Source organism: Streptomyces sp. NPDC003035, from assembly GCF_042888285.1.
Classification (GTDB): domain Bacteria; phylum Actinomycetota; class Actinomycetes; order Streptomycetales; family Streptomycetaceae; genus Streptomyces.
This window is the reverse complement of sequence record NZ_JBIAPJ010000004.1, coordinates 1-11,844: the sequence shown is the minus strand read 5'-3', so window position 1 is coordinate 11,844 and position 11,844 is coordinate 1. Positions and strand designations below refer to the sequence as shown.

The window sequence follows — 11,844 nt, the reverse complement described above, 5'->3', positions numbered from 1 at the left end:
TCCGCCCATGAGACTCGGAGTCCTCGACGTCGGTTCGAACACGGTGCACCTGCTGGTGGTGGACGCCCACCCCGGCGCCCGCCCGCTGCCCGCCCACTCCCACAAGGCGGAGCTGCGGCTTGCGGAGCTCCTCGACGAGGAGGGTGCCATCGCTCCCGACGGCGTCGAGCGGCTCATCGCGACGGTCCAGGGGGCTCTGCAGGCCGCCGAGGACAAGGGCTGCGAGGAGGTGCTGCCGTTCGCGACCTCGGCGGTGCGCGAGGCGTCGAACGCCGACGTCGTCCTGGAGCGGGTGAAGCGGGAGACCGGCGTCGACCTGCAGGTCCTCACCGGCGGGGAGGAGGCCCGGCTCACCTTCCTCGCGGCCCGCCGCTGGTTCGGCTGGTCCGCGGGCAAGCTCTTCCTCCTCGACATCGGCGGCGGCTCGCTGGAGATCGCGTACGGCATCGACGAGGAGCCGGACACGGCGGTCTCGCTGCCGCTGGGCGCGGGACGGCTGACCTCCGGCTGGCTGCCCGGAGACCCGGCCGACCCGGCCGACGTACGGGCACTGCGCCGGCATGTACGGGCCCAGATCGCCCGGACGGTCGGCGAGTTCAGCCGCTTCGGCAAGCCGGACCACGTCGTGGCCACGTCCAAGACCTTCAAGCAGCTCGCCCGGATCGCCGGGGCGCCCGGCTCCGGAGAGGGGCTTTACGTCGAGCGCGTCCTGACCCGCAAGTCCATGGAGGAGTGGGTCCCCAAGCTCGTCGGCATGACGGTCGACCAGCGCGCCGGCCTCCCCGGCGTCTCGGAGGGCCGCGCCCGTCAGCTGCTCGCGGGGGCGCTGGTGGCCGAGGCGGCGATGGACCTCTTCGGCATCGACGAACTGGAGATCTGCCCCTGGGCGCTGCGCGAGGGCGTGATCCTGCGCCGTCTGGACCACCTGCCGGAGCTGTAGCGTCTGCCTCCCCACCCCGCCCCTCGGGCCTCGTGCTCACACCCGTCCGCTCCCCGGCGTGACCGGAACCACTTCCCCGGGGCCCTGCCACGCCCCGTACCCTGTCCTTCGTGGCAGAACCAGTGGTGCGCATCCCGGATGCGAAGGTCGCCCTGTCGACGGCCTCGGTCTATCCGGAGTCGACGGCGACGGCCTTCGAGATCGCCGCGCGCCTCGGCTACGACGGTGTCGAGGTCATGGTGTGGACCGATCCGGTCAGCCAGGACATCGAGGCCCTGCGCCGCCTCTCGGACTACCACCAGGTCCCGGTCCTCGCCGTCCACGCGCCCTGCCTGCTCATCACCCAGCGCGTCTGGTCCACCGACCCCTGGGTCAAGCTCCAGCGCGCCCAGGCGGCTGCCGAGAAGCTCGGCGCCACCACCGTCGTCGTCCACCCGCCGTTCCGCTGGCAGCGCCAGTACTCCCGCGACTTCGTCAACGGCATCTGGCGGATGGCGAACGAGACCGACGTCCGGTTCGCCGTCGAGAACATGTACCCCTGGCGGTACAAGGACCGCGAGATGCTCGCGTACGCCCCCGAGTGGGACGTCACCAAGGACGACTACCGTCACTTCACCATCGACCTGTCGCACACCGCGACGGCCCGCACGGACACCCTCGCCATGATCGACCGCATGGGCGACCGCCTCGGCCATGTCCACCTCGCCGACGGCAAGGGCTCGGCCAAGGACGAGCACCTCGTGCCGGGGCGCGGGAACCAGCCCTGCGCCGAGCTCCTGGAGCGTCTCGCGCTCACCGGCTTCGACGGCCATGTCGTCATCGAGGTCAACACCCGGCGGGCGATGTCAGCCGCCGAACGCGAGGCCGACCTCGCGGAGGCCCTGGCCTTCACCCGGCTGCACCTGGCCTCGGCGGCCCGACCGTCGTCCCGGGCCCCCCGCCCATGACCGGACCGGCCCCGCGTCGGCGCGGCCGCCCGTCGCGTACCGAGGAGGAGTCCGGCCCGGGCGCGCGCGAACGCATCCTGGAGGCGGCCCGCACGCAGTTCGCCGAGCGCGGCTACGACAAGACGTCCGTGCGCGGCATCGCCAAGGCGGCCGAGGTCGACCCGGCGCTCGTGCACCACTACTTCGGTACGAAGGACGAGGTCTTCGCCGCCGCGATCGAGGTCTCCTTCGAGCCCGCGACCGTCGTCCCGGCGATCATCGGAGGCCCGCGCGACGCCATCGGCGAACGGCTCGCGCGCTTCTTCATCGGCGTCTGGGAGAACCCCGCCACCCGAGCCCCGCTCCTCGCGATCATCCGCTCCGCGCTGACCCACGAAGCGGCCGCGAAGGTGCTGCGCGGCTTCGTGCTGCGTCGGCTGCTGGAGCGGATCGCGGCCGACCTCGACGTACCGGACCCGAAGTTCCGCGCGGAGCTGGCGGCCTCGCACATGATCGGGATCGCGATCCTGCGGTACGTCGTCCAGGTCGAGCCGCTCGCCACCGCCGATCCGGAGAAGATCGTGGCGATGGTGGCCCCCACGCTCCAGCGCTACCTCACCGAGGCGTGAGGCCCGCCTGACGTTCGAGCCTGACCGAAAGCTGAACATCCGGTCCGGCATACGGACACGCTGTCCAGATCTTGGTCCGTCGGCGTACGCTCGAGAGCAAGCACACCCATCACGAGGAGCGAGCGACGATGCCCGAGCTGAGGTCCCGCACTGTCACCCACGGCCGCAACATGGCGGGCGCACGCGCCCTTATGCGCGCCTCCGGTGTACCTGGCGCGGACATCGGCCGAAAGCCGATCATCGCCGTCGCCAACTCCTTCACCGAGTTCGTCCCCGGCCACACCCACCTCCAGCCGGTCGGCCGGATCGTCTCCGAGGCCATCACGGCCGCCGGAGCCATCCCGCGCGAGTTCAACACGATCGCCGTCGACGACGGCATCGCGATGGGCCACGGCGGCATGCTGTACTCCCTGCCCTCCCGCGACCTGATCGCGGACAGCGTCGAGTACATGGTCGAGGCACACTGCGCCGACGCCCTGATCTGCATCTCCAACTGCGACAAGATCACCCCCGGCATGCTGATGGCCGCCCTGCGCCTCAACATCCCGACGGTCTTCGTCTCCGGTGGTCCGATGGAGTCCGGCCGCGCCACGCTCGTCGACGGCACGGTCCGCACGCTCGACCTGGTCGACGCGATGTCCGACGCGGTGAACCCCAAGATCTCGGACGAGGACATGCTCCGGATCGAGGAGAACGCCTGTCCGACCTGCGGTTCCTGTTCCGGCATGTTCACCGCCAACTCGATGAACTGCCTGACCGAGGCCATCGGCCTCTCCCTCCCCGGCAACGGCTCGCTGCTCGCCACCCACACCGCCCGTAGGGCGCTGTACGAGAACGCGGCCCGCACGGTCGTCGACATCACCCGTCGCTACTACGACGAGGACGACGACTCCGTCCTGCCGCGCTCCATCGCCACCCGCGCCGCCTTCGAGAACGCCATGGCCCTCGACATCGCCATGGGCGGCTCCACCAACACGATCCTGCACCTGCTCGCCGCCGCCCAGGAGGCCGAGCTGGACTACGGCCTGTCCGACATGGACGCGGTCTCGCGCCGCGTGCCGTGCCTGGCCAAGGTCGCGCCGAACGTGGCGCCCGGCGGCACGTACTACATGGAGGACGTCCACCGCGCCGGCGGCATCCCCGCCATCCTGGGCGAGCTGTACCGCGCCGGGCTCCTCAACGAGGACGTCCACACCGTCCACTCGCGCTCCATCAAGGAGTGGCTGGAGACGTGGGACGTGCGCGGCGGCTCCCCGTCGGACGAGGCCGTCGAACTGTGGCACGCGGCGCCCGGCTGCGTCCGTTCCGCGACCGCCTTCTCGCAGTCCGAACGCTGGGAGAGCCTCGACACGGACGCGGCCGGCGGCTGCATCCGCGACGCGGCCCACAAGTACTCGAAGGACGGCGGCCTCGCGGTGCTGCGCGGCAACCTCGCCGTCGACGGCTGCGTCGTGAAGACGGCCGGTGTCGACGAGTCGATCTGGACGTTCGAGGGCCCGGCGGTCGTCTGCGAGTCGCAGGACGAGGCCGTCGAGAAGATCCTCAACAAGCAGGTCAAGGACGGCGACGTGGTCGTCATCCGCTACGAGGGCCCGCGCGGCGGCCCCGGCATGCAGGAGATGCTCTACCCGACCTCCTTCCTCAAGGGCCGGGGCCTGGGCAAGACCTGCGCGCTGGTGACGGACGGCCGCTTCTCGGGCGGTACGTCGGGCCTGTCGATCGGCCACGCCTCGCCGGAGGCGGCGTCCGGCGGCACGATCGCGCTGGTCGAGGACGGCGACCGGATCCGTATCGACATCCCGAGCCGCTCGATCGAGCTCCTCGTCGACGAGGAGACGCTGGCGGCCCGCCGCGAGGCGCTGGGCGGCGTCTACGCCCCGAAGAACCGTCAGCGCAAGGTGTCGGCGGCGCTGCGGGCGTACGCGGCGATGGCGACGAGCGCCGACAAGGGCGCGGTGCGTGACGTGACGAAGCTGGGCTGAGCCCGGCGGTTTCAGGACTCCGATGACGCGGGGAGTGGGCGGAAACGCTCGCTCCCCGCGTTCGTGCGCGCCGGGTGAGGCGGCCCCTCCTCACCAGGCGGACGGGTCCCGCCCGTCCACGGCGAACACGGACCCGTCGGGCGCGGTCCCGAACACCCGGTCCCCGGCGACGACGGGCGCGGGCACGGTGGGCGCGTATCCGAGCCGGCCGTCGCCGAGCCGCGGCTTCGTCTGCCCGATCAGCGCACCGCGCGCGGTGTCGACGGCGAGCAGCCGCCCGTCGGACGCGGAGAGATAGAGCCGGCCCCCGGCCCCGAGAACGGGCGCGGACACGTTCCCGGCGGCGGTCTCCAGCTCCCAGAGGACACGGCCGCGGGGCGCGGCGGTGTCGAGCGCGGTGAGCCGGCCGGCGGCATCGAGGAGGTACGCGGTGGTGCCGTGTACGGCGGTTCGCGGCTCGTCGAGCCGGTAGCGGAGCGGGACGCGGCGTACGGAGTGATCGGCGGGGTCGTAGCGGACGACGGCGTCGGTCTGGGAGTCCGAGGTCGTGGAGCGCAGGAACAGCACGCCGTTGTCGCCCGTCCCCATGGGCACGAGGTCTCCCTCCAGCCGCTTCTGCCAGACGACCTCGCCGGTCCGCGGCCGCAGGCCCGCGAGCGACGTGCGCGTCCCGCCGTTCGTGGTCTCGAAGACGGGCACGAGCCCCGACGTCTCGTCGTAGGGGCCGAAGCGGGGCGCGGTGAAGCCGCGCAGGGAGTGCCGCCATCGCTGCTTCCCCGTCGCACCGTCGACGGCCCGGACCGCGGCCGTGGAGGTCGGGAAGAGCAGGGTGTCCCCGGCCGGGGAGGCGCCGGCCTGGTGGGCGGAGGCTCCGGTGTCCCACACGAGGGCGCCCCGGTCCGCCGCGAACGTCCGCAGGGTCCCGTCGGCGGCGACGGTCCCGAGCAGACCACCGGACGGTACGGGGGCGGAGACGGGCTCCCCGGCCGCTGCGGGATGCGACCAGAGAACGCGGCCGGTGACGGGGTCGAGCCGGGCGAGCGTGATGCCCCGGCCGGTGCAGTAGAGCGCGCCGGCGGCGTGGGTGCAGGCCGGGGCGGCCGGGTCGCCGTCCTTCTGGAGTCTGGTCTGCCAGCCGGAGAAGACCGCGGCCGCCTCCGCCGGGCGCGGATCGGCGGTCGGGGCGTCACCGCCGGCCGTGCGGAGCGCCGCGAACGTTCCGCCGGCCGCCAGGACGACGAGCAGGGACGTGATGGCGAACGGGCGGAGCCGTCGGCGGGCGCGCGGCGCGGGCGCCCGTACCGGAGTGTCCGCGTCCCAGGATCCCGACGACCCGGCTTGGGGCGCGGGCAGCGCGGGAGGCCGGCGCTGGGCCGGTATGAAGGCCGCCGCTTCGTACGAGGGTGGCAGCAGCGCCGCCATGATCTCGGCCGGAGTCGGGCGCTCCGCCGGTTCCTTGGCGAGGCAGCGGGCGACAAGAGGCGCGAGGTCCTCCGGAACCCCTGACAGATCCGGTTCGTCGTGCACGACTTGGTACGCGACGATGTACGGGCTGTCGGAGTCGAACGGCCCGTGTCCGGTGGCCGCGTGCACCAGTACGGAACCAAGCGCGAACACGTCCGCCGAAGGGCCCACCTCGCGGGGCCGCTGGAACTGCTCGGGCGCCATGAACGGCGGCGACCCGATCAGCTTCCCCGTCTCCGTGTGCAGATCGCTGTCCAACGGCCGGGAGATGCCGAAGTCGATGACCTTCGGTCCGGTGTCGGTGAGCAGCACGTTGCTCGGCTTGAGGTCGCGGTGGACGACACCGGCCCGGTGGATGTCGCGCAGCGCCTCCGCGAGTCCGGCTGTCAGCCGACGCAGTTCGGCGGGGGACAGCGGGCCGTTCCGCTTCACCTGGTCGGCGAGGGTGGGGCCGGGGACGTAGAGGGTCGCCATCCAGGGACGTACGGCATCGGGGTCCGCGTCCACGACGGGGGCGGTGAACGCGCCGCTGACCCGCCGCGCGGCGGCCACCTCCTGGCGGAAACGCGCCCTGAACTCCGGGTCCTCCGCGTACTGTCCGTGCACCACCTTGACCGCGAGCCGCAGCCCGGAGGCAGAGGTGGCCAGATGTACGACTCCCATGCCGCCCGCGCCGAGGCAGGCCTGGAGGCGGTACTCGCCCGCGTACTCAGGTCCTTCCGCTTCCCGGTCGGCGCCGGTACTGCGCAACGGCGGCATAGCCAACCCCCGTGTGGTTCCCCGTTGAGGCCGCGCGCGTGCGCGACGCACGGAGCCTAGTCCATGGCGCACTCGATGTCGGTGGGGCTTGCTAGCCTGCGCGTCGCAGAGAGTGAATCGCAGTGGAGCGCTTTGCGCCAACGGGGGAGGGGACGCCATGGGCGTTGACGAGACGAACGACGCGACCGCGGTCGCGGAGCTGGACGGGGTCGCCACGATGAGCGTCGTGCGCTACCCGGTCGCGCCGGGCTACCGCGTCAATGTGCGCTCGGGTCCGGGCACGCAGTTCCGCATCGTGCGGACGCTCGCCGTGGACGTCCGGGTACCGATCTACTGCCAGACGCCGGGCGAGTGGATCTCGGGCCCGTACGGCACCACGAACATCTGGGACAACATCGCGCCGGGCGAATTCATCTCGGACGCGTACGTGAAGACCGGCAGCGACGGCTACGTCGCCCGCCGCTGCGGCTGACCCTTCCTCCGCCCCCGGGGATAATCGACCCCGTGAGCGACGAAGACCAGACAGCCAAGCCCGACAGCACCGCCAAGGGCGCGGTCGGCGGCACCCCCGCCGGTCCGCGGCCGGAGGAGATCCGCTTCTTCGGGACGACGTGGGTCGACCGCAGCGGCGGCTACGGGCTGCGCCGCGCCGGCCTCGCCGTCGGCGCGCTCGCCGCCGCCGCGGCCGGCTGCTTCGTCCTGCGGTTCGCCTACGAGGGGCTGGCGATCGCCGCCGTCGGCGGCTTCGTGAACACGCTCGTCATCGTGATGTTCGCGATCTGCAGCGCCATCGCCTTCCGCAAGACCTGGGAGGGCTTCGTCCGCCGCCCCGCCGACCCGGCCCGCGAGGATGCGCTGCGCAGCCTCAAGATGATCGGCTTCATCGGCTCGCTCCTCGCCTACGCCTTCCGCTGCCTCGTCGAGGCCCCCGGCGAGAAGCTGCGCCGCGCGGAGTACGAGACGGCCCGCAGCCAGTACGAGAAGCGCCGCGGCGCCCGTGCGGGCAACCCGGCGGCCCGCAAGAAGCCCAAGCGCAGGTAGCCGGACCCGGCATCGACCCCACCCCTCAAGCACTCCGGCGTCGCCGGAGTGCTTGACGCTGCGCACCCCCACGCGCACTATTCATCACATGATGAATTACACCGGCGAGGTCGCGCAGCCGGCCATCGTCGCGCACGGCCTCACCGCCGTACGAGGCGACCGCACCGTCCTGCGCGGCCTCGACTTCACCGTCCCGGCAGGCCGGATCACCGGCCTCCTCGGACCCTCCGGCTGCGGCAAGTCCACCCTCATGCGCGCGGTCGTCGGCACCCAGGCCCACGTCACCGGCACCCTCCAGGTCCTCGGCCGCCCCGCGGGCGACCCCGCCCTGCGCTCCCGTATCGGCTACGTCACCCAGGCGCCGTCCGTCTACGACGACCTCACCGTCCGCCAGAACCTCGACTACTTCGCCGCCGTCCTCCTCCCCGGCCGCACCCACCGCGAAGACCGCCGCACCGCGGTCGCCCGAGCCATCGACGACGTCGACCTCGCCTCACACGCCGACGCCCTCGCCGGCCGGCTCTCCGGCGGCCAGCGCAGCCGCGTCTCCCTCGCCGTCGCCCTCCTCGGCACCCCGGAGGTCCTCGTCCTCGACGAACCCACCGTCGGCCTCGACCCCGTCCTCCGCCGCGACCTGTGGAACCTCTTCCACCGCATCGCCGAAGACCGCGGCACCGCGATCCTCGTCTCCTCCCACGTGATGGACGAGGCCGAACGCTGCCACCGACTGCTCCTCATGCGCGAGGGCGAGATCCTTGCCGAGGACACCCCTCAAGCACTGCGCCGCCGCAACGACACCGCCACCGTCGAGGACGCCTTCCTCCACCTCGTCGACGCCGCCGACGCCCTCGCGGCCGCCCGCCCTGAGGAGGCCCACCGATGAACAGCGCCCGCACCCTCGCCACCACCGCCCGCGTCCTGCGCCAGCTGCGCCACGACCCCCGCTCGATCGCCCTGATGCTCCTCGTCCCGTGCCTGATGCTCCTCCTGCTCCGGTACGTCTTCGACGGAAGCCCCCGGACCTTCGACACCATCGGCGCCTCGCTGCTCGGCATCTTCCCGCTCATCACGATGTTCCTCGTGACCTCGATCGCCACCCTGCGCGAACGCACCTCCGGCACCCTGGAACGCCTGCTCGCCCTGCCCCTCGCCAAGGGCGACCTCATCGCCGGCTACGCCCTCGCCTTCGGCCTCCTCGCCATCGTCCAGTCCGCCCTCGCCACCGGTCTCGCCCTCTGGCTCCTCGGCCTCGACGTCGTCGGCTCGCCCTGGCTCCTCCTTCTCGTCGCCCTCCTCGACGCCCTCCTCGGCACCGCCCTCGGCCTCTTCGTCTCCGCCTTCGCCGCCTCCGAGTTCCAGGCCGTCCAATTCATGCCGGCCGTGATCTTCCCCCAGCTGCTGCTCTGCGGCCTGTTCATCGCCCGCGACCAGATGCACCCCGTCCTCGAAGCGATCTCCGACGCGCTGCCCATGTCGTACGCCGTCGACGGCATGAACGAGGTCCTCCGGCACACCGACATCACCGCCGACTTCATCCGTGACGCCCTCGTCGTCGCCGGCTGCGCCTTGCTCGTCCTCGCCCTCGGCGCGGCCACCCTCCGTCGCCGCACGGCGTGACCGCCCCTCGGACACGGATCACGAGCGAAGGCGCACGGTGCGAGGATGGCGACACATACGCATCCACGGCGAGGTGAACAGAGCCATGACGCAGACCGTCGCAGTCCTCGGCACCGGCAAGATCGGTGAAGCGCTCCTCAGCGGCATGATCCGGGCCGGCTGGCGCCCCGCGAACCTCCTGGTCACCGCCCGCCGCACCGAGCGCGCCGAAGAACTGCGCGCCCGCTACGGCGTCGAGCCCGTCACCAACGCCGAGGCCGCCAAGCGCGCCGACACCCTCATCCTCGCCGTGAAGCCCCAGGACATGGGCCGCCTCCTCGACGAACTCGCCCCCCACGTCGCCTCCGACCGCCTGGTCATCAGCGCCGCGGCCGGTATCCCCACCTCCTTCATCGAGGACCGGCTCACCGCCGGCACCCCCGTCGTCCGCGTCATGCCCAACACCCCCGTCCTCGTCGACGAAGGCATGTCCGTGATCTCCGGTGGCAGCCACGCCACCGCCGAGCACCTCGTCCACGCCGAGGAGATCTTCGGCGGCGTCGGCAAGACCCTGCGCGTCCCCGAGTCCCAGCAGGACGCCGCCACCGCCCTCTCCGGCTCCGGCCCGGCCTACTTCTACTTCCTCGTCGAAGCCATGACCGACGCCGGCATCCTCCTCGGCCTGCCCCGCGCCCAGGCCCACGACCTGATCGTCCAGGCCGCCATCGGCGCCGCCGTGATGCTCCGCGACAGCGGCGAACACCCCGTCAAGCTCCGCGAGGCGGTCACCTCCCCCGCCGGCACCACCATCAGCGCCATCCGTGAACTCGAGAACCACGGGGTACGAGCCGCCCTCATCGCCGCCCTCGAGGCCGCCCGCGACCGCAGCCGCGAGCTTGCCTCCGGCAACGGCTGACGTACCCGCCCTCCCGGCCGGGGTCAGCGCACCCCGGCCGAGACCCCCTTCACCACCTCCTCCGTCGACACCCGCTTCCGTCACCCGGCGGCCGGCATCAGCCCGATCGCCCGATAGGCCCGGTCCACCAACGGCCGCGCCATCCCCCGGGCCCGCTCGGCCCCGTCCCGTAGCACCTGGTCCACATGCCCCGGATCGGCCGCAAGCTCCGCATGCCGCTCCCGGACCGGCCGCAGCATCTCGACCACCGCGTCCGCCGTGTCCCGCTTCAAAGATCCGTACGACTCATATACACCGGCCAGGGCTTCCGGGTTCCCACCCGTCGAAGCGGCCAGCAGATCGAGCAGATTCGCCACGCCGGGACTGGCCTCCCGGTCGTACACGACATCCCGTCCGCTGTCCGTCACGGCCCGCATGATCTTCCGCCGGACCGCGTCCGCCTCGTCCAGCAGATAGACGATGCCGGCCCCGCTCTCGTGCGACTTCCCCATCTTCGAGATCGGGTCCTGCAGATCCATGACCCGCGCGGCCACCCGGGGATGCGTCGCCTTCGGCACGGTGAACACATGCCCGTACCGCTGGTTGAACCGCACCGCCAGATCGCGGGCCAGCTCCACATGCTGCGTCTGGTCCTCACCGACCGGCACCTCGTCGGTGCCGTAGGCGAGGATGTCGGCCGCCATCAGCACCGGATACGTCAGCAACGACAGCCGCACACTCTCCCCGGCGGCCCGCGCCCGAGCGCCCTTCTCCTTGTACTGGATCATCCGCCGCAGTTCACCGTCGGTGGCCGTGCACTCCAACAGGTACGAGAGCCGAGCGTGCTCGTCCACGTGACTCTGCACGAACACCGTGCAGAGCTTCGGATCGAGGCCGGCGGCGAGCAGCAGCGTGGCCGCCTGCCGGCTGAGCCGCAGAACCCGGGCCGGATCGTGCTCGACCGTCAAGGCGTGCAGATCCACCACGCTGAACAGCGCGTCGGCCTCGTGCTGGTCGACCTCGACCCACCGCCGTACGGCCCCGAGGTAGTTGCCCAGTGTCAGATGCCCGGTCGGCTTGACCCCGCTGAAGATCCTCTTCACCACGTTCGTTCTCCCTCTCTCCTGTGCGCCGACCCGTCGGCCGCACTCCCGGAGGGGATACGCGAACGGCCGCCGAAGTCGGCGGCCGCTGATGCATGCGTGGGTGCGGGCCGCCCTCAGGCGGCCCACCACTGGGTGGTGTGCGCATGCGTCGTCATACGGGGAGAGTACGCCGAGGGACCGGGGTTGACACGGGATTACCCGGTCCGTAGTGTTCTCCGAGTTGTCCGACGTGAGCACCGACCCCGGTCGGCCCCGGACAGCCATTCCGCAGGAACCACGAGAAGATGATGATGCTTCGTCGCGTCGTCATGCTTTCCGTGCACTTTTGCGAAATGAGGAATCCGCGTTCGAAGGTTTGAGCGTGAGCCGCCCGATTAGCGTCGGGGGCCAGGAATCCGCTAAAGTCTCACTCGTCGGAACGGCCCAACAGCCGCAAAGACAATCCCCTCTGACTGGGAATCAGGCCCGAAAGGATCTGATAGAGTCGGAAACGCCGGAAGGCCGGA

At 71.7% G+C, this 11,844-nt stretch carries 11 protein-coding genes; 9 read left to right on the top strand and 2 right to left on the bottom strand.

Features of this window, described 5'->3' with window-relative positions; genetic code table 11:
- Window positions 1–7: 7 nt before the first annotated feature.
- The 4 genes from ACFYV5_RS13170 to ilvD all read left to right on the top strand — a co-directional run bounded on the left by ACFYV5_RS13170 (window position 8) and on the right by ilvD (window position 4,477).
- Complete coding sequence (locus ACFYV5_RS13170; protein WP_389167940.1) at window positions 8–940, top strand: Ppx/GppA family phosphatase; 933 nt, start codon at window positions 8–10, stop codon at window positions 938–940.
- A gap of 110 nt (window positions 941–1,050) precedes the next feature.
- Entirely contained in the window at window positions 1,051–1,887 is an 837-nt protein-coding gene (locus tag ACFYV5_RS13165) for a sugar phosphate isomerase/epimerase (protein WP_355113038.1), read from the top strand.
- Window positions 1,884–2,495, top strand: coding sequence for a TetR family transcriptional regulator (locus ACFYV5_RS13160; RefSeq protein WP_389167936.1), 612 nt, complete (start codon window positions 1,884–1,886; stop codon window positions 2,493–2,495). Before ACFYV5_RS13165 ends, ACFYV5_RS13160 begins: the two co-directional genes overlap by 4 nt.
- A gap of 128 nt (window positions 2,496–2,623) precedes the next feature.
- The gene (gene ilvD / locus ACFYV5_RS13155; RefSeq protein WP_389167933.1) at window positions 2,624–4,477 is read left to right on the top strand and encodes a dihydroxy-acid dehydratase; all 1,854 of its coding nucleotides are present in this window, start codon (window positions 2,624–2,626) and stop codon (window positions 4,475–4,477) included.
- A 90-nt stretch (window positions 4,478–4,567) separates the two neighbouring features.
- Here the strand turns inward: ilvD and ACFYV5_RS13150 are convergent, their stop codons facing one another.
- A complete protein-coding gene (locus ACFYV5_RS13150; protein WP_389167930.1) occupies window positions 4,568–6,700 on the bottom strand; it encodes a PQQ-binding-like beta-propeller repeat protein in 2,133 nt (710 codons plus the stop codon).
- Between the two features lie 157 nt (window positions 6,701–6,857).
- Between ACFYV5_RS13150 and ACFYV5_RS13145 the strand changes: the two genes are divergently transcribed.
- The 5 genes from ACFYV5_RS13145 (at window position 6,858) to proC (ending at window position 10,253) form a co-directional block, all read left to right on the top strand.
- Entirely contained in the window at window positions 6,858–7,172 is a 315-nt protein-coding gene (locus tag ACFYV5_RS13145; RefSeq protein ID WP_389167927.1) for an SH3 domain-containing protein, read from the top strand.
- 32 nt (window positions 7,173–7,204) lie between these two features.
- Window positions 7,205–7,741 carry a hypothetical protein gene (locus ACFYV5_RS13140; protein ID WP_389167924.1) on the top strand — a complete coding sequence of 179 codons (537 nt, stop codon included), beginning with the start codon at window positions 7,205–7,207 and terminating at the stop codon, window positions 7,739–7,741.
- An 88-nt stretch (window positions 7,742–7,829) separates the two neighbouring features.
- A complete protein-coding gene (locus ACFYV5_RS13135) occupies window positions 7,830–8,624 on the top strand; it encodes an ABC transporter ATP-binding protein (RefSeq protein ID WP_389167921.1) in 795 nt (264 codons plus the stop codon).
- A complete protein-coding gene (locus ACFYV5_RS13130; protein WP_389167917.1) occupies window positions 8,621–9,358 on the top strand; it encodes an ABC transporter permease in 738 nt (245 codons plus the stop codon). The genes ACFYV5_RS13135 and ACFYV5_RS13130 overlap by 4 nt, the downstream gene beginning before the upstream one ends.
- Window positions 9,359–9,443: 85 nt before the next feature.
- Window positions 9,444–10,253, top strand: a complete 810-nt coding sequence (proC, locus tag ACFYV5_RS13125) for a pyrroline-5-carboxylate reductase (protein ID WP_355113031.1) — start codon at window positions 9,444–9,446, stop codon at window positions 10,251–10,253.
- 80 nt (window positions 10,254–10,333) lie between these two features.
- Here proC and trpS read toward each other — a convergent pair whose 3' ends face one another.
- A complete protein-coding gene (trpS, locus tag ACFYV5_RS13120; RefSeq protein WP_355113029.1) occupies window positions 10,334–11,335 on the bottom strand; it encodes a tryptophan--tRNA ligase in 1,002 nt (333 codons plus the stop codon).
- Window positions 11,336–11,844 lie beyond the last annotated feature (509 nt).

What these genes read in the sequence shown, in the direction of transcription:
- ACFYV5_RS13170 (WP_389167940.1), top strand. Translation starts at nt 8, where the DNA reads ATGAGACTCGGAGTCCTCGACGTCGGTTCGAACACGGTGCACCTGCTG.
- ACFYV5_RS13160 (WP_389167936.1), top strand. Translation starts at nt 1,884, where the DNA reads ATGACCGGACCGGCCCCGCGTCGGCGCGGCCGCCCGTCGCGTACCGAG.
- ilvD (WP_389167933.1), top strand. Translation starts at nt 2,624, where the DNA reads ATGCCCGAGCTGAGGTCCCGCACTGTCACCCACGGCCGCAACATGGCG.
- ACFYV5_RS13150 (WP_389167930.1), bottom strand. Translation starts at nt 6,700, where the DNA reads ATGCCGCCGTTGCGCAGTACCGGCGCCGACCGGGAAGCGGAAGGACCT.
- ACFYV5_RS13145 (WP_389167927.1), top strand. Translation starts at nt 6,858, where the DNA reads ATGGGCGTTGACGAGACGAACGACGCGACCGCGGTCGCGGAGCTGGAC.
- ACFYV5_RS13135 (WP_389167921.1), top strand. Translation starts at nt 7,830, where the DNA reads ATGATGAATTACACCGGCGAGGTCGCGCAGCCGGCCATCGTCGCGCAC.
- ACFYV5_RS13130 (WP_389167917.1), top strand. Translation starts at nt 8,621, where the DNA reads ATGAACAGCGCCCGCACCCTCGCCACCACCGCCCGCGTCCTGCGCCAG.
- proC (WP_355113031.1), top strand. Translation starts at nt 9,444, where the DNA reads ATGACGCAGACCGTCGCAGTCCTCGGCACCGGCAAGATCGGTGAAGCG.